Raw genomic sequence first — 18,433 nt, 5'->3', positions numbered from 1 at the left:
CCTACCAGCTCGTCACGTCGCGATCCTCGCCCTGGCCGCCGGCGCGGTCGTCGGCGCCCAGGGTGAAGAGATCGTAGGCCCCGTGCTCGCCAGGGGCGCGATAGCGGTAGGGGCGGCCCCAGGGGTCCATCAGGTGCTCCGCCTTGCGGACATAGGGTCCGTTCCATCGCTCCGAGCCGGAGGGCGCCTGCACCAGCGCTGCCAGCCCCTCCTCCCGGCTGGGGTAGCGGCCGGTGTCGAGGCGGAACAGGTCCACCGCCGTGGACAGGCCCTGGAGCTGCAACCGCGCCGCGTCGTGCCGGGCGCCGCCCAGGTAGCGCATCGCCTGCGGGGCGGCGATCGACGCCAGCAGGCCCAGGATGACCAGCACCACCAGCAGCTCGACCAGGGTGAAGCCGGGCCGGGCGGCCCGCCGGAGGCGCGCGGGAACGACCCGCCGGCGGCGCGCGGGGATCGGAAGGGGGGACGGGGTCATGGCAGGGCGTCCTTCATTCGCCGGTTCCGGGCGGGCGCCGGGCGCCGCCCTCGCCGTCGATCAGCAGCAGCAGCGGCTGCCGCGCCAGGCTTCCGGGCTGGCCGGGGCCGGCCAGGCGCAGCCGCGGCAGGGCGCCCGGCTCGAAGCCCTCCGGCGCCTCCAGCACCGCCGCCAGCCCCTCGCGGGTCAGGCGCTGGCCGCTGCGCCGCAGGGCCTCGACCATCACCTCGGCGGCGGCGTGGCCCAGGCGGCCGGCCAGCCCCGCCCGCGCCGCCGGGCTGGTGGCGTAGCGTTCCGCCGGGGCGCCGGCGCCCCCCTCGAGCGGAACGGCGAAGGCGGCCAGGACGGGGCGGCCGGCGGCCGCGGCGGCGGTCCGCAATGCCGTGATGCCGAGGGAGCCGGGCGCCAGCAGGGGCTGGTCCAGGGATTGGCCAATGCCGCCAAGGGCGGCCAGGAAGGCCGCGCCGGACCGGGCCGGCGGCAGGAGCAGGATGGCTTCCGCCTCGTCCAGCCCGGCCGGGCTCGTTCTCGCGTCGGCCAGGCGGGGCGGCGCCTCGCCCGCCCCCTCCAGCCGCCCGGTGATGGCCTCGGCAAGGCGTTGCGCGGCCGCGTCCCCGCCATGCAGGATGACGGCGCGCTCCGGCCGCGGCAGGCGGCGCAGCAGGGCGAGGGCCTCCTCGGCGGCGCCCGGCACCAGGGCATGGCGCTGCGGCGCCTCGGCCAGGGTGGCGCGGGCCGAGAGCACCGGCAGCCGCCCCGCCGCCGCCAGCAGGGGCGCGTTCACCGGCTCGGGCAGGGCCGAGACCAGGGCGAGCATCCCCTCCGGCCCCAGGGCGGCGAGCCGCGCCGCCGGATCGGTCGCGTCGGCGGCCAGCAGGGGGTGCCAGACGATGCGGCGGCCGAAGACCCCGTCCGGGGCGGCGGCGGCGAGCGCATCGGCGAAGGCGGCGCGGAAGGCCTCCCCGCCCGGGCCGGGCGGCAGCAGCAGGCCGAGATGCACCGCCGCCGCCTCGACGCCCGGCACCGTCCGCGCGTCCAGCGCGCGCAGATGCGCCAGCAGGGCGCGGCCGTCCTCCAGGCTCAGCGCATAGCGCGGCATGGCCGGATCCAGCGCCCGGCCGCCGGAATCGAAACCGAGGGCGATGGCGCGGAGCAGCAGCGCCTCGTCATAGGCGGGGCGCCCCGGCGCCGGGCGGGACAGGGCGGACCAGGCGAGCGCAGGCGGCCGGAGCCCGGCCTCGAGCCGGCCGCCCCCGCCATCCGCGCCGTGGCAGCCGGCACAGGGCATGGCGGTGGCCGGAAGGCTCATCCCCGCCCCGGCTGTCGCGCGGGGGGCCGGGGCGCCGGGGCGCGCGCCGCGGGTGAAAATCGCCTCCCCCTCCTCCGGGGCGCCCTCCTTCGGCGCCCCGGCGCTCGCCAGGGCCGCAGGCAGGGCCAGGACGGCCGCCAGCGCCAGCCGGGCGGGGCGAGAGCTCAGCCGGAACATGCCCTGGCATCCACCAGCGGCGCGGCGGCGGCCAGCTCGGCCAGTTGCAGGCCGGCGGCGGCGGGCGGCAGATCGGGCCGCAGCTTCGCCCAGCGCCGCGCCGCGACATGGCCGGCGAGCATCAAGGTGGTGTGGCGGTCGGGCCGGTCCTCGTCCACCGCCTGCCCCAGCCGCTGCGCCACGTGGCGGAGATCGGCCGGCGCGCCGGTCAGCAGCACCCAGTCGGGGTAGTCGCCGAAGCGGGCCGCCCAGGCCTTGAGCCGCGCCGGCTGGTCGCGCCGCGGATCGGTGGTCAGGTGCAGGATGCGCGGCCGCGCGCCGGCCTCCTGGGCGGCCTCGGCGATGGCGAGGCTGCGCGCCGCCAGCAGCGGGCAGGCATCGGGGCAGCTGGTGAAGATCCAGCCGATCAGCACCGAATGGCCGCGCAGGACGTCGTCGTAGAAGCGGCGGTCCCGCCCATCCTGGTCGACCAGCACGCGGTTGCCGAAATAGTCGCGCTCGCGCCCGTCGCATTCCGGCGTGGTGGCCATGGACGTGGCGGGGCGGAGCAGCAGGGCCGGGGCGGCCAGCAGCAGGCCGCGTCGCGGCAGGGCCGGCGGGGTATGGCTCATGCCGTCCTCCGCGCCGCCAACGCCGCTTCCACCGCGCCGAGGATGGCCTCGGGCGTGGGCAGTCCCAGCACGCGGCGCAGCGTGCCGCGGCGGGCATCCAGGACCACCACCATGGGAGCATGCTCGCTGCCCGCTTCCGGCCCGCCGAGCGCCCGCAGCGCCTGCTCCAGCGGCTGGAAGCCAAGGGCGACGAAATCCCAGCCCGGCCCGGCCTCGAAGCGTTCGGCGTAATGCGCCAGCTCCTCGGGGGTGGCGCGCAGCGGATCGAGGGCCAGGCTGAGCAGCCCGACCTCCCCGCCCAGCCGGTGGCCCAACAGGTCCTGCGCCCCGGCCATGGCGGCGGAGATCGCGGTGCAGAAGCCGCTGCAATCGGTCAGCACGAAGTCGATGGCGACGACGCGGCCGGCCAGCACCTGCGAGACCAGACGGCGGCGGCGGCCCTGCGCGTCCAGCGCCAGGGCGTCGGGCAGGCTGCCGCGCAGCCGGGGCACCCGCCCCGCCTCCGCCGCGCCGGCCTCCAGGCCCGTGGCGCCGGAGCCGGCGGGCAGGCCGGCGCAGAGGCCGAGGAGGCCGAGCAGGGCACGCCGCCCGGGCGGGCGGGGGAGAGAGTCCGTCATGGCGACACTGCCCTGAGCATGAGGGGAGGAAGCGTGCCGGCCTCCAGGCCGAGGGAGGGCGCCACGAGATGCAGCCGCAGCAGGCCTGGGCGCGGCGGCGTCACGCCCTCCGCCTCGTAGCGGCCATCGCCGACCGGCCGCAGCGGCAGGCGCTCCTGCCAGTGGCCGGAGAGCTGGGTCAGCAGCACGGAGGCGTCGGGGGCGCTGCGCCAGGCCGGGCTGTCCTCCGGCCCGCTGAGGCGCAGGCGCAGCGCCGAGGGAGTCCCGGCCGGCAGGGTGTCACCGGATTCGGGGGGCGCCACGGTGAGGCGGCGGGCGAGCGGCAGCGCCCTGTCCTCGCCCAGATCGGCCTCGAAGCAGTGCAGGAAGTCGCCGCCCTGCAGCATCACCGGCAGGATGTAGCGGCCGGGGCCAGGAAACACGGCGCGCGTCTCGTAGCGGCCAGGCGCCGTCTCGCGCAGCGCGTGGTCGATGGCGGCCAGGGCCAGCGGCCGGCCGCGCGGCGCGCGAAGCAGGCCCGAGGGCGCGGCCATGCCCTCCATGTAGACATGCACCACCCGCTGGTCCGGCTCGGCGATCAGCATGCCCTCCTGGCCCGGCGCCGCCACCACCAGCGGCCCCAGCGCCGCGCCGCCCTCGAGGGCGCCGGAGCCGGCGGCGATGCCGGTGAGCGCCGGGGTGCCGCCCTCCTCCAGGCTGCCGAGCGCGATCAGCGTCACGCTCGACCCCTCGCGGCTCTGGACATAGGCCTGGGTGCCGCTGAAGCCGAGGCGCAGCGGCCCGCCGGGCACCGGCACGCGGTGCGCCACGGCGCGGCGCGCCAGGTCGATCACCGTGACGCGGTCCTCCCCCGGTTCGGGGATGAAGAGCAGCCGGCCGGTGGGGTCGGGGAAGAGGCCGGCGGCGCCCGGCGCGACGGTCCACAGCCCGACGGGCTGCCCCGCCGCGTCGAGCGCCAGCACGCGGCCGGCCGCGGCGTCGAGCAGCAGGGAGAGCTGGGCCAGGGCGGAATGGGCCGCCTCGGTGAAGCCGCCGCCGAGGCCGGGGAGCGGCGAGGCCCCCTCCGCGCCCAGGCTGATCGCCCCGTCGGTGCCGACGGCCAGGGCGCGGCCGGGGCCGAGCGCCGCCAGGGCGTGCGGCCCGGGCCCGACCGGCAGGCGGGCCAGCACGGTGCCGGTGTCGAGCCCGAGCAGCGCCACCTCGGCGGTCGCCCCGGCCTCGCCATCCTGGCCCACCCAGAGCCTCTGCGTGGCGGCGTCCAGCGCCAGCCTCGCCGGCCGGCCCCCCACCGGGATGTGCCGCGCCACGACCCAGCGCAGGGTGTCGATCTCCACCACCTCCCCGAGGGACGGGACGCTGGCGAAGATCCGGTTGCCCGCCGCATCCGCCGCCCAGCCCCCGGCCTCGCCCCCGAGCGCCAGGGCCGCCAGCAGCCGCGTGCGGCTGGTGCCGCCGACAGGGTCGAGCACCTGCACGGCGCCGTTGTCGCCGAGATAGGCGAGGTGCCAGGCATTGAAGTTCACCTCGGCGCGGCGGCCGAGGCGGTTCTCCAGCAGGCCGCGCACGCGGTCGCGGCAGGCGATGCCGCCGCCGCCACGCTCGGCCCAGGCGGCGGGCCGGAGCCCGCGCAGCGGCCGGCCATCCTCGTCGGCCAGCTCCAGGCGCAGCAGCAGCGCCTGTCCCGCCTCCAGCGCCTCCCCCGGGGCGGGCCGGAGCTCCAGCCGGGCCACCGCACCGCCCATGGCGTGGCGGAGGCTGACCACGGGCTGCCCGGCGGCCCCGGACCGGACCGGATCCGTCTGGGTCGGTTCCGCCAGGGTCGGTTCCGCCAGGGCCGGGCCGGCCAGCAGCCCGAGCAGGGCCGCCCAGGGAAGCCGGCCCCGCATCAGCGGCTCACCCGCAGCAGGCCCCAGACGCCGCCGTCGAAGACATCCGGCATCTGGTTGCGGAAGAGGTAATCGCCCGGCACGCCGGCGGGACCGCCCGCCTGCTCCACCACGATGTTGTAGTGCAGCGTCGGCGCCAGCGCGTCGCGCGTGCCGGTCGCCGGCGAGGGCGCGTAGCCCGGCTTGCCGCGGACGCCCTCGATCCGCTGCGACGGCACCGTGCCGGCGGCATAGGGCAGCATCGACCAGTTGTGCCCGTGCAGGGTGAAGACGCCCGACCGCTCATGCCCGCCGGGCTGCAGCAGGCGGAAGCGCACCTCCTGCCCGGTCCGGGCGGTGAAGACCGGCGTGTTGGGGTTGCCGCCCACCTGGGCGTTGGACAGGGCATTGGCGTAGTTCAGGCGCCGGGTGATGCCCGGATTCTCGCCGGGCGCATGACCGACGCGCAGCCACATCGGCTCGGTGCGGTAGTTCACCGCGACATTGCCGGCATCGATCGAGTCGCTGAGGCCCTTGCATCCCATCGAGGTGATGCTCTCCGGCACCTCGTCCTCATCCTCCGGCCCCTGCGGCTCGGCGGCGCCCACGGGACAGACCGGCCGGCCGCTGGCGCGCAGGTTGAGGTCGTCCTGGAAGATCAGCGCGAAGTCGCGGAACTGCCGACCGCCCGGCATGGTGACCGTGGCGGCCAGGCGCGTCGTGCTGTCCACCACCCAGCTCGACCCCTGCGGCAGCACCACCATGCCGGCGACCAGCCCCTTGCTGCTGTGGCGCAGCTTGTCGGACGGCATCAGGTTCAGCGCGCCGAACTCGACGGGCGTCGCGATGATGTCGTTGGTGGCGGAGAGGGTCAGCAGGCCGGCATACCAGCGGTAGGTCGTGCTGTCCCCCGGCGCCACGGTCTGCTTGACGGGCCGCACCGCATTCGGGCGCGTCCGGTTGAGGCCGAGGTTCAGCCCGTCATTGCGGGTGACGTCGGTGGCCAGAAGCTGCGGGTTGAGGCCGACCTCCATCGAGGGCTTCAGCTGGTTGGCGTTGAAGCGCTCGACGACGAGGGGAAACATGTAGAAGCCCTGGTTGGCCGGGGCCACGACCTGGTCCGCCCAGTCGGCGGGCAGGCGGTTGGTCAGCGTCACCTCGACGCAGTCGCCGGCGGCGGCGCGCAGCAGCAGCGGCTCGACCGGCACGCCGGCCTTCAGCTTGCCGCCGCTGAGATCACTGTCGAGCACATAGAAGGCGCCGGTCGGATCGGTGATCGGGCCGCGCTGCCCGGCATAGTTGCCGGCCCGGCTGTTGTAGACGATGCCCTGGCTGCCGATCGCCTGGCTGGCGGCGACGGCGGAGACCGCGTAGCGCCGCATCGGCGCGCCGACCGGGCAGACGCCGTTGAAGTTCGGCAGGTTGTTGACCTGGCCGCTGACGCCGAGCTGCACCGTCTCGCCGTTGTTGAGGCGCTGGTTGCGCGGATTGGTCGGCGGCGTGTTGTTCGGCAGCGGCCGCAGGTCGCCGCGCCGGTACTCATAGGCGCGCAGCAGGCCCCAGGCGCCGTGCCAGTAGCCCTCCGCGCTGGCGGAGGCGCTGTAGAGATGGTCGGTGAAGGGACCGATATCGCCCTCGGGCGCGACCACCGGCACATCGAACTCGAAATGCTCCGAGATCGCCTGCAGATGCGCCGCGCGCCAGCCGGAGTTCGGGTCGTTGCTGTTCAGCAGCCAGCGCAGGCCGCTGAAATGGATGGCATGCGGCTCCTCATGCGCGCCGGCCATCATCCGCACCTGCACGCGGTCGCGGCGATAGGCGCGCAGCAGCGGGGTGAAGGGATCACCGGGCTGCACGTCGGCGGTGAGCGGCGGGATGCTGCCCGGCTGGCTGTTCATGTCCGGCATGGCGCGGACCACGTCCGAGCGGAAGGCATAGGAAGGGTCGCCGGCCCGGCCGCTGGCCTGCCCGCCACGCCCGCCATCGGCGCGCGGGGCATTGGGATCGTAGAGCCGGAGCGCCAGGGGTTCGTTGCGGTAGTTGACGGCGAAGGTGCCGGTGTCCTTGGCGGAGATCGCCTCCGGGCAGGGCGGCGCGCCGCCGCCGGGACAGACGCTGGGCCGCTCCTGGAGATAGGGCAGGCCAAGGCGCTGGCGATGCGGCGGATTGATGACGCGGCGCGGGTCGGCCACCGTGCGGCCCTGCGAGTCCAGACCGCCGTCCTTCTCGTAGGCGCTGACGAAGTCGGCGATCTGCAGAACGAACTCGCGATAGGAATCGGCCGGATCCGGCGTGATGACATTCGCCATCCAGCTGGTCGGGCCGCCATCCTGGCGCTGCCGCGCGTTCAGCCGCGTGTTGGTCTCCGGATGGCGCCACTCCGTGCCCTGGGGCGCCACCACCAGCGCGGCGTAGAGGCCGTTCTGCTGATGCGTGGAGGGGCCGAAATGGTCGTGCGTGAAGACGGTGCGGAGCGTGTTGTCCTTGCCGGACTGGTTGGTGATCGGATCGGCGAACCAGCGCTGCACCGTGGTCTGCGCGCCGAGCCAGGCATTGTTCGGCCCGGCGCCGAGCACCGGATGCGCGCGCGCCTTCGGGCAGTTGCCGACCTCGTCGGCATCGGCGCAGGCATAGTGGTGCCGGATGGCATGGACCCGTTCGCGCACCTCTGCGGGGGCCATGGTGCCATCCTCGTAGTTCCAGCCGTTGCCGGACCCGTCCGAGCTGGTGACGTCGAACTTCACCAGATGGATGTGTTGGCCCACGATGTCGGTCGGGGTGCGGACCTGGAAATCGTCCAGCTCGTTGACCGAGGGGATCAGGTTGGTGTGGTGCACCTCGATGCATTCATTCGTCGTCGCGCGCATCACCAGCGGCTCCGGCGCGCGGGTGCCATCGAGCGTGGCCTGCACGTCGTTCCAGAGCGCCAGCAGGCGGCCCTGCGGGAAGTGCCAGCCGGCGCGATTCAGGATCAGCCGCTTCTGCACGGCGGCCACCTTGTAGACGCGCAGATCCGCGGCACCCGGGGCGGGGCGGCCATCGTCCAGCACGCAGGGATCGGCATAGGGCGCGCCGCGCACGGCGGGGCGGCCATTGGTGACGAAGGCGCGCGGCGTGCCTTCCGGGGTCACGCTGGCATGGGCGCGGCGGGCGTGGAAGGCCATCGCCGCCCGCTCCGGCGCCTCGCCCGCCTCGTTCAGCCAGCGGATCTCGAGCGCCTCGCTGACCTTGTCGAGATCATGCCGGGTCAGCTGCGCGACCGCCTCGCCGCCGGTCACGATGTGGCGCCGGAGCCCACCATCGTCGATCACGTCCAGCGGCGGGCGCGGCGGGCGGTGCCCCGACTTGCCGGGGACGAAGAAGGGAAAGCCGGCATTGTCCGCCACCTCCGTGCCGGCCGGCAGCACCGCCTGACCGGCCGCGATATGCACCGGCGCGGGCAACGGCGCCAGCGCCATGGTCGGCAGGGGAATGATCGCCGGGATGGCCGTGCCGGCGGCGACCTCGCCATCCGGCAGGGCGCGGGAGAGCGGCGCGGCGCGGCCCTCGGAATCCAGCTCGGTGCCGGCCTCGAAGACATCGTGCACGCGCCACAGGCCCCACATGCCCTGGGCGAAGTGCGGATAGAGATGGCAGTGGAAGATGCTGTCGCCCACCGTCTGGTTCCGGTTGCCCGAGCCATTGAAGGCGATCTCGTAGGTATAGCCGGAGCCGGGGGCGATCAGCTGGCTGTCGAGATAGGCCGAGCCCGGCTGGTCCGGGTTGTAGAGCCACTGATGCGCATGCAGGTGGAAGATATGCGCCTCCTTGCCGAAGTGCAGGTTGCGCATGACGACGCGGTCGCCGAGGTAGCTGCTGAAGGTATTGGACGGATCGTCGGGATAGAGCGCGCGCGTCGAGCTCGGCGCGGCGGGGTTGCGGCGGTTGTCGGGACCGAGCTGCGCGTTGGCCGGCACATCAACCAGCAGGGCGGGATCGCCGCCGGCCCAGGAGGAGAGGAAGAACTCCTCGTACTTGCACTCCGCGCATTGCGCCGTCGGGCCGACGCCGAACCGGTTGGCCAGGATCTGCGAGCCGGCGCCGGTGATGCCGTAGTTGATGCCGAACGAATCCCGGACGCTGTGCAGCGTGTGGCCCAGCTCGGCCTGCTCGAACTCGGCGAAGGCCTGGATTGACTTCACCTCGTCATGGAAGTTCAGCACGAACTCGCGATAGGGCTCCCGCCGGTCGCGCGTGCCGGAGGAAAGGCCCTCCTCGGTCTGGCCCTGGGCGAGCGTCCTGTTCGGCTCCAGCACGGGATTGGCGGCGTAGGTCCCGGCGGGGAAGCGGCCGCGGCCCGGGCCGGTGATGATGGCGTTGGTGTCGCCATGCACGATCTTGTTGTTCTGCAGCATCGCCAGGATCGGGCGCCCGGCGAGGCGGTGCCCCTGCGGGTAGACGGCGGCATAGTCGATATCCGGGTGGCCGGTGGAGAGCCGGCCGGGCGCGCCCGCCGCGTCGCGCCGCGTCGCCAGTTCCAGCTCCTGCCGGGTGGTCTGGCTGCGATACCATTCGGCGCCTTTCGGCTGCACCGCCACGGCACCAAACATGCCGAGCGCGAAGGCGCCGATATTGCTCTCGCCGCTGACCATCACGGCCGGGTTGTAGAATCCGAAGATACCCTCCCGCGATGCCTGCAGCCGATAGACGGTGGAGCCGCCGGGCGGCACCAAGCTGGAGACGTTGGCGCCGACATTGGCCCCGTCATCCGCCATGCTGCGCATGTAGTTCAGCCCGGCGACATGCAGGCCCGCGGCACGGGTGGCGGGCTGATCCACCGATACGCCGGGCACGGAAAGCGGCGAGGCGTTCAGGAGGTTCTGGAAATTGATGGTCAGGCAATCGCCGAGATTGACGCGCAGCACCAGCGGACGGGGGCGCTTGTCCTCGCGCAGCATTACCCGGCCGGGGCTGAGGGACTGGCCGCCATCGCGGGCCTGCACGTCGCCCCGCAAGGCATAGATCATGTAGCCGGGATGATGTGCGCCGTAGCGGTTGAACTCGATGGCCTGGTCCAGCGCCACGACATCGGCGGTGATCTCCCGCTCGCAGGCGGCGGTCTGCGCCTGAACGCGGCCTGGCGACCAGGCCAGCAGTCCAAGCCCGGCCGCGAGAAGCCAGCGTGCATGGCCGAGGCCCCATCCCACATGGCAACCCATCCCACCCTCCATCGCAATTCGTTTCGAATAGTTATCTTTATCACCGGACCGTCTCGCCACGCACGCTGATCGCAAAATCGTGAGATTTCTGGGATATCATACAGCTTGGTGGCCGGATTCTAGGCCATCGATCCTATTTGCCTTTCGCCTTCATATCAAAAATGTTTCTTTCCCGCATTAGTTAAATTGCTCTTGCGGAACGATATCGCCGGCTTCATGCTGAGGCTGTTGATCGAATTCCGGCATCTCTCTCCCCAATGGGAATCGGTTGGCCGGCATTCGTGAACAGATTCCAGAATCCTGAGTAAAGATCCTGAAATTCCGTCCGACCGGCCCTTCGGCCAGAATAGAGTTTGCCGTCTCATCTATTCATGATGCGGGATTCTCTTCTGGCTCGTGGCCGCCCCCGATTTCGAGCCCGGAGATTTGAGACATGCCCGCTCCGACCCCCTGGGGCAGTACCTCGGAACAGCTGGTTGTCGGCATCGACATCAATCCGCCGACCTTCGGCTTCGGCTTCACCCATTCGCGACCGAGCGTGGCGGCCAATTCAGGCGAGAACTTCGGCGTCGCCTATCTGCAGACCACGACCGGGCCCAATCCGGTGACGCATGTCCGGCTGCAGGCCTTCGACCATGTGCTCGAGCCCCTGAACGAGATCCTGCCCGGCCCGGTCACGCTGGATGACGGCATCGGCACGATCCTCGGCGCCCCGGTCATCTCCGGCTGGGGCGATGGCTACGCCGTCGCCTGGCAGGAGCAGGCGGCGGGCGGCGGGCCGACGCTGCTGAAGGCCCGGGTCTCCGGTCCCGTGGGATTGCTGGGCGGTGAGTTCACCCTCGCCGCGCCGGCCGGCGCGGCGGCGGATCTCGTCCAGCACAGCCTGGTCCTGTCGCCCTACGCCAAGATCATCGGCGTCGACCCGACCGATCCCGACCGCCCGCTGGAGGCCGTCGGCTTCGCCGCCGCCTGGGTGGAGACCTCGGGCAACGTCTCGCGCATCCGGCTGCAGCGCTACGAGGTGGTCAACGACGCCGCGGGAGAGCCGGCGCATGTCGCCCCCGCCGGACAGGACGGCGAGGCCGGGATCGGCGCCGATCTCGCCCTGGATCTCGGGGAAGGGCGTTCCCCCGCCCTGGCCATGCTGCATGACGGCGAGCTGGCCGTGGCCTGGGTCGGTGAGGACGGGCGGCTGCACGGGCAGCTCCGCGACGCCGGCAATGGCGACGTCATCCCCCCTCCCGGCCTCGACCTCGACGCGGCGCTCGGAGCCTATGTCGTGGCTCCGGGGCAGGCCGTGCGCCTGGCGCCGCTGGGCGCCGGCAACTTCGGCGTCTTCTGGGTGGCGCCGGCCGACGACAACCCGGCCACCACCGATCTCGTCGTCAAGGGTGAGACCTTCCAGTTGCTGGACGGCGCGGCGACCTGGGTCGGAAGCGGGGTGCAGACCATCCTGGACCTGCCGGAAGGCGCCTTCAGCGGCGACTTCAACGTGGCCGGCCTCGGCGAGGCCAATGACGGCGGCGTCGTCACCTTCGGCACCCTCGATGGCCGGGTCATGGCGCAGAGCTTCGACGGCTTCGGTGTGCCGGCCGCCGGCCTGCCCTATGAGATGACGGACGGCGCCGGCGGAACGGGGGGCGGCGCCCACGGCGTGGCCGGTCTCGTCAGCGACCGCGCCGTGCTGGTGACGCAGGACGACTTCGGCGACATCGCCGCCCGGATCGTCGACACACGGGAGCCCGGCCAGCTGATCTCGGGCGACCGGGTGCGCCTCGACGACAACGGCCAGATCGAGCGGGTGGACGAACGCCCCGACCTGATCGTCGGCACCATCGGCGACGACACCATCATCGCCGATCGCGGCGACACCCGCCGCGGCGAGAGCGATGACGACGTGGTCCATGCCGCGCTCGGCAACGACATCATCTATGGCGGCGGCGGCAACGACATCCTGAAGGGGAACGAGGGCGACGACCTCGCCGCCTATCGCGGCGGCCGGCAGTTCTACTCGATGACGCTGAACGGCGACGGCAGCCTCACCGTCAAGGACATGCGGCTGCAGAACCGGGGCCGCGATCCGGGGCCGGACGGGCAGGACATCGTCGACGGCGTGGAGCGGCTGGCCTTCGGCGCCACCATCGGCACCGCCCTCGGCACGGGGGACCGCCTGAGCCTGGACGGCGCCACCACGGTCGGCACCGATCTCTTCGCCCTGGATCTGCCGGGCTCCGGGCCGGCCGGCACACCGATCCCCTGGGGCCTCTTCAGCGACACCTCCTTCACCGTCAACACCTCCGGCGGGGCGGCCGACCTCACCACCGGCGCGCAGACCGCGCCCGTGGCCGTGGCGCTGGAGAACGCCTTCGGCTTCGTCTGGCAGTCGGGCAACGACGTCTATCTCAAGGCCTATGACCCGCTGGGCCAGCCGGACGCCGCCTTCGGCGGAGGCGCCGTGCCGCAGGTGCTGCGCATCAGCCTCGATCCGGACGATGCCGTGACCGAGCAGGTCTCGGGGCTCACCGCCGGCATGGCGGGCGACCTCGGCATCGTCGCGGTGTGGCAGGAGACCGGCGCCGGCGCCCCCGTCATCAAGGGGCGGCACACCGCCTCCGTCAACGGCGTCACCGGCGCCGGCGAGTTCCAGGTGCAGGCCGCGGCCGGCGGCGCCGCGCAGCGCGACGCGGCGGTCAGCGGCTACGAGGTCGTCGACGCCAACAACGCCACGGTCGAGTTCGGCTTCCACGTGGCCTATACCGAAGCGGCCGGCGGCGGCGCGACCGGCCGCCTGCTCCTCAACCGCTTCGTCATCCCCTTCGCCGCCAACGGCAACGAGCAGGCGCCCGTCGCCACGCCGGTCCAGGCCGGCGGCCCGGCCACCTTCGTGATCAGCGAGAACGGCCGCAACGCCAGCCTGGCCTCGCTGCACGACAACGAGCTGGTCGTCACCTATGTCGAGGATGGGCAGATCCGCGTCACCATCCTGACGCCCAGCACGACCGGCGGCGTCACCACCTTCGGGCAGGTCGACGCCCTGCCGCCGCTGGCCGGCATTCCGCAGGGCAGCGTGCCGCAGGTGGCCGGGCTGATCACCAGCTTCGTCGTCGCCTGGACGGATGCCGCCGGCGATGTCCGGGCCAGCGTGGTCTCGGCCAGCGGCGAGAGCTGGGCGGCGGGGCCGGAACTCCTGCTGGCCGATCTCCCGGCCAATGCCACCGGCATCTTCCGCATCACGCCGACGGCGGAGGACGACCTGGGCAGCGGCTTCGCGCTCTTCTACGAGGTGAGCGGCGCGGCCGGTGCCAGCGGCGTCCGTGGCCAGGTCTACACGCATGCCGGCGCGCCGATCGGCGATGTCTTCGACGTGCTCTCCGACGGTGCCACCGGCACGCCCGGAGGCTTCAGCGCCGCCGGCATGGGCGATGGCCGCCTGGTCATTGCCACGTCCGGACAGGCGGTGGACGGGCTGGACAATGATGGCGGCATCGTCGCCCGTGTCTTCGACACCCGCCCCCCGGGCGAGCAGATCATCGGCCCCCGTGACGGCGCCCCGCCCGACCTGCTGGTCGGCACCACCGGCAATGACGTGCTGGACGGCCGCGAGGATGACGACGAGCTGCATGGCGCCGATGGCGACGACCTGGTGATCGGCGGCAGCGAGAACGACCTCCTCTTCGGCGAGGACGGCGACGACACACTGAGCGGCGGCAGCGAGAACGACACGCTGGATGGCGGCGCGGGCAATGATCTCCTGCTCGGCGGCTTCGGCGTCGACATCATCGCCGGCGGGGCGGGCACCGACACCCTGTCCTATCAGGGCGAGTTCGCCGATTTCATCATCGACATGGCCGCGGGTACGACGCGCAGCAACCGCGACCCCGCGACCGGCACCACCACCGGCTTCGCCGTCGAGGACACCTTCACCGGCATCGAGAACGTCACGGGCGGCGAGGCGAACGACCAGATCACCGGCGACGCCCTGGCCAATATCCTTGCTGGCGGCGGCGGCAATGACACACTCAACGGCGGCGGCGGCAACGACACCCTCGATGGCGGCGCCGGCAACGACACGCTGGCCGGCGGCGAGGGCGACGACTCGCTGGCGGGCGACGGCGGCAACGACACCATCGACGGCGGCGCCGGCGCGAATGACGAGATCCGCTTCGCCGGAACCCGGTCCAGCTACAATGTCACCTTCAACCGGCAGACCGGCGTCTTCACCGTCACGCACCTGCAGGGCGGGGAGGACGGCACCGACACCATCCGCGGCGTCGAGTGGTTCGCCTTCCAGGATCAGCGGATCTCGGCCACTCACCTCGGCAACAACCCCAACCCCCCGCCGCCGGTCGGCGGCCAGGCGATCCGCGGCACCAACCAGGCCGATGTCCTGGTCGGCACGGCCGGGAATGACGACATCCAGGGCTTCGGCGGCAACGACACGTTGCGCGGCCTGGGCGGCAACGATCTGCTCGATGGCGGCGCGGGGGCGGACCTGCTGGATGGCGGCGCCGGGGACGACCAGCTCTTCGGCGGCGCCGGGGCCGACACGCTGATCGGTGCCGGCGGCATCGACCGGCTGGAGGGCGGCAATGGCGCGGACCTGCTGCAGGGCGGCGCGGGCAGCGACACGCTGCTCGGCGAGGCCGGCGCCGACACGCTCGACGGCGGCGCGGGGGCCGATCTGCTGGATGGCGGCGCCGGCGCCGACAGCATGATCGGCGGCGAGGGCAACGATACCTATGTGGTCGATGCGGCGGGCGATACCGTCACCGAGCAGGCCAATGGCGGCACCGACACCGTGCGCGCCTCGCTCAGCTACAGTCTCACCGCGCAGGTGGAGAACCTGGAGCTGATCGGCGAGGGGCTGAACCTCGACGGCACCGGCAACAACCTGGCCAACCGCATCACCGGCACCAGCGGCGACAACACCCTGCGCGGCGGCGCCGGCGATGACACGCTGATCGGCGGCGCCGGGGCCGACATGCTGATCGGCGGCACCGGCGCCGATCGCATGGAGGGTGGCCTGGGCGACGACATCTACGTGGTGGACAATGTGCTGGACCAGGTGGTGGAGGCCCTCAGCCAGGGGACCGACACCGTGCGGGTGCAGGTGACCACGAGCGGGACCCTCTTCACCCTCGCCAACACGCTGGAGAACCTGACCCTGTTGGGCACCGCCGCCCTGAACGGCACCGGCAACGCGGAGGCGAACGTCCTGATCGGCAATGCCGGCGCCAATTCCCTCCTGGGCCTGGGCGGCGACGACCGGCTGGAGGGCGGCGGCGGCAATGACACGCTGGATGGCGGCAACGGCGCCGATACCCTTCTCGGCGGCGGCGGCGCCGATACGCTGATCGGCGGCGCCGGGGCCGATGTGCTGATCGGCGGCGCGGGGAGCGACACGCTGACCGGCGGCGCCGGCGCCGACATCTTCCGCTACACCGCCCTCACCGACAGCCGCCCCGGCGCCGCCGCGCGCGACCATATCCAGGACCTCCAGGCGATCGACCGGATCGACCTCTCCGCGATCGACGCCACGGCGGACACCATCGACGGCGGGGACGGCGCCTTCGTGCTGCTCGCGGGCGGGACCTTCCTGGGCGGCGGGCGCGGTTCCATCCTCTACGCCCAAAACACCGGCCTGCTGAGCATCGATTCCGGGGATGGCGGGGCGGCGGACATGGTCATCCATCTCGCCACCAACCCGACCTTCAACCTGGTCAGTAATATCCTGATCGCCTGAATCCTGATCGACCGACGGGGGCGGGGCGACCTCACTGGCCGCCCCCAACCGTCGCGACAATCGCCCGGACGGTTTTTCATTGTGAAGCGATGCGTCTGAGATATCCTTCCTTTCAGAATCGTAGTGATCACGGCACGCCGCATGCCCGCGCCCGCCTTTCCCGCCCTGAAGAAGGCCCGCCCTCCCGGGGCGAAGCGGATGCCGACCGCGCGGCCCCTCCCGGACAGCGCATCCTGCCTCCTCTGCGGCGCCGCGCTGGCCCCCCTGGCGCTTCTGCTCCCCCCTCCCGCCTGGCCCGCCGCCCTGGGCTTCGGCGGCCTGCTGCTGGGCCTGGCCTGGATGGATCTGCGGCATGGCCTGGTGCATGCCGCCCTCGTCCTGCCCCTGCTGCTGCTGGGCCTCCTCGTCGCGTCGGGCGGGGGAAGCGCCACCCTCGCCGCGGCCCTGGCCGGGGCCGGGCTCGGCTACCTGGCCTTCCGCGCGCTTGAGGCCGGCTATCGCCGCCTGCGCGGGCAGGACGGGCTGGGGCGGGGCGATGCCTGGGTGCTCGGCGCGGCCGGCGCCTGGACCGGGCCCGGCGGTCTGCCCCTGCTGGTGACGCTGGCCGCGGCCCTGGCCCTCCTCTGCGTCATGCTGCGCGACCGCGGCCTCGCCGCCGGCGCCTCCTTCCGCTTCGTGCCGGCCCTGGCCGTGGCGGCCTGGCTGGTCTGGATCCTCGGCGGGGGCCACCCGGCATGGATCCTGTCCTGAGCGACCCGCCGGCTGAGGAAGCCCGGCTGGTGGCGCATCTCGCCGAGGGCGGCCTGCTGGCCCCGGCCGCGCTGCGGCGCGCCGAGGAGGCGCGGCAGGCGGCGGGCGAGGCGCTGATCCCCGCCCTGCTGGCGCTTGGCCTGCTGGGCGAGGAGCCGCTGGCGGCGGCGGCGGCGGCGGCGCTCGGCCTGCCCCTGCTGCCGCGTGCCGCCCTGCCGCCGGACCCGCCCCTGGCCGAACGTCTGCCCCTGCGCTTCCTGCGCCGGATGCGGGCCTATCCGGTCCGGCTGGAGGAGGATGGCGCGCTGCTGCTCGCCATGGCCGATCCGCTGGACCCCTATGCGGTGCAGGCGGCCGCCCTGGCCACCGGCCGGGCGGTGCGGCGGGCGGTCGCCGCGCCCTCCGTCATCCTGGCCGGCCTGGCCCAGCTTGAGGCGGCGGCGGCGCCGCCCGAGGTGGCGCTGGCCGAGACGCGGCCCGGCGCACCCGAGGACGCCACCCGCCTGCGCGACCAGGCCAGCGAGGCGCCGGTGATCCGGCATGTCAACGCGCTGCTGCAGCAGGCGGTGGAGAGCGGCGCCTCCGACATCCACCTCGAATCGACGGAGAGCGGCCTGCGCGCGCGGCTGCGCGTCGACGGCGTGCTGCGCGAGGCGGGCCTGATCGCGTCCGGTCTGGGCACCGGCGTGCTGTCGCGCATCAAGATCATGGCGCGGCTCGACGTGGCCGAGCGCCGCCTGCCGCAGGACGGGCGTATGCGTGTCGCCGTGCGCGGGCGCGATGTCGACCTCCGGGTCTCCATCATTCCGGCGCTCGAGGGCGAGGGTGCGGTGCTGCGCATCCTGGACCGCGGCGCCGTGGCCCTCGACTTCGCCGCCCTGGGCTTCACGGCCGGGGAGATCGCCGCCCTGCACGCCATGCTGGCGCAGACCAGCCGCATGGTGCTGGTGACCGGCCCGACCGGCAGCGGCAAGACCACGACGCTCTACGCCGCGCTGAACGCCGTCGACCGGCAGCGGCTGAAGGTCTGCACCATCGAGGACCCCGTGGAATACCGCCTAGAGGGCGTCAGCCAGGTCCAGGTGCGGCCGCAGATCGGGCTGACCTTTCCCCAGGCCCTGCGCGCCATGCTGCGGCACGACCCGGATGTCATGCTGGTGGGCGAGATCCGCGACCCGGAAACCGCCCAGGTGGCGGTGCAGGCGGCGCTGACCGGGCATCTCGTCCTGGCCACCCTGCACACCAACGATGCGCCCTCGGCGGTGACGCGGCTGATGGACCTGGGCGTGCCGGACTATCTCATCGCCTCGGTGCTGCACGGTGCCCTGGCGCAGCGGCTGGTGCGGACCCTCTGCGCCGACTGCCGCGAGGCCTTCACGCCGGCGCCGGACCTCTCCGCGCGGCTCGGCCTGGCCCGCCTGGCCGCCGGCGCCCCGATCCGGCTGCACCGGCCGCGCGGCTGCGCGCATTGCGGCGGCAGCGGCTATCGCGGCCGCACCACCATCCTGCAGATCATGCTCGTCGACGAGGCGGTGCGCGCCCTGGTGCTGCGCCGCGCCGATGCCGGCGCCCTGGCCGCCGCTGCCATGCAGGCCGGCATGCCGAGCCTGCGCGAGACCGGGCTGCGCAAGGCCCTGGCCGGCGAGACCTCGGTCGAGGAAGTGCTGCGCGTGGCGGGCGGGGATTGA

At 73.3% G+C, this 18,433-nt stretch carries 9 protein-coding genes; 3 read left to right on the top strand and 6 right to left on the bottom strand.

Going from position 1 to position 18,433, the window contains the following annotated elements:
- Position 1: 1 nt before the first annotated feature.
- Genes gspG through D9598_RS11320 form a run of 6 tightly spaced genes read right to left on the bottom strand, consistent with a single transcriptional unit; the run spans position 2 to position 10,252 of the window.
- Positions 2-475: a type II secretion system major pseudopilin GspG gene (gspG, locus tag D9598_RS11345; RefSeq protein WP_198366629.1), complete on the bottom strand. Its 474-nt coding sequence runs from the start codon at positions 473-475 to the stop codon at positions 2-4.
- A 13-nt stretch (positions 476-488) separates the two neighbouring features.
- On the bottom strand, positions 489-1,961 hold the full coding sequence (locus D9598_RS11340) for a hypothetical protein (RefSeq protein ID WP_198366628.1): 1,473 nt from the start codon (positions 1,959-1,961) through the stop codon (positions 489-491).
- Positions 1,949-2,572 (bottom strand): SCO family protein, encoded by a 624-nt coding sequence (locus D9598_RS11335; RefSeq protein ID WP_198366627.1) that lies wholly within the window; start codon positions 2,570-2,572, stop codon positions 1,949-1,951. Before D9598_RS11335 ends, D9598_RS11340 begins: the two co-directional genes overlap by 13 nt.
- Positions 2,569-3,189 carry an SCO family protein gene (locus D9598_RS11330; RefSeq protein ID WP_198366626.1) on the bottom strand — a complete coding sequence of 207 codons (621 nt, stop codon included), beginning with the start codon at positions 3,187-3,189 and terminating at the stop codon, positions 2,569-2,571. Before D9598_RS11330 ends, D9598_RS11335 begins: the two co-directional genes overlap by 4 nt.
- Positions 3,186-5,075, bottom strand: coding sequence for a YncE family protein (locus tag D9598_RS11325; protein ID WP_198366625.1), 1,890 nt, complete (start codon positions 5,073-5,075; stop codon positions 3,186-3,188). Before D9598_RS11325 ends, D9598_RS11330 begins: the two co-directional genes overlap by 4 nt.
- Entirely contained in the window at positions 5,075-10,252 is a 5,178-nt protein-coding gene (locus D9598_RS11320) for a hypothetical protein (RefSeq protein WP_198366624.1), read from the bottom strand. Before D9598_RS11320 ends, D9598_RS11325 begins: the two co-directional genes overlap by 1 nt.
- A 433-nt stretch (positions 10,253-10,685) precedes the next feature.
- Here D9598_RS11320 and D9598_RS21480 point away from each other — a divergent pair, with 433 nt between their 5' ends.
- From D9598_RS21480 to D9598_RS11305, 3 genes are all read left to right on the top strand, one after another.
- Complete coding sequence (locus D9598_RS21480) at positions 10,686-15,995, top strand: calcium-binding protein (protein WP_198366623.1); 5,310 nt, start codon at positions 10,686-10,688, stop codon at positions 15,993-15,995.
- Positions 15,996-16,136: 141 nt separating this feature from the next.
- On the top strand, positions 16,137-16,745 hold the full coding sequence (locus D9598_RS11310) for a prepilin peptidase (protein ID WP_198366622.1): 609 nt from the start codon (positions 16,137-16,139) through the stop codon (positions 16,743-16,745).
- Positions 16,730-18,433 (top strand): GspE/PulE family protein, encoded by a 1,704-nt coding sequence (locus D9598_RS11305; RefSeq protein ID WP_198366621.1) that lies wholly within the window; start codon positions 16,730-16,732, stop codon positions 18,431-18,433. The genes D9598_RS11310 and D9598_RS11305 overlap by 16 nt, the downstream gene beginning before the upstream one ends.

Origin of the sequence: Roseomonas sp. KE0001 (genome assembly GCF_016107285.1) — a bacterium.
Classification (GTDB): Bacteria; Pseudomonadota; Alphaproteobacteria; order Acetobacterales; family Acetobacteraceae; genus Pseudoroseomonas.
The sequence above is the reverse complement of the archived record's forward strand: the minus strand, read 5'-3'. Positions and strand labels throughout refer to the sequence as shown.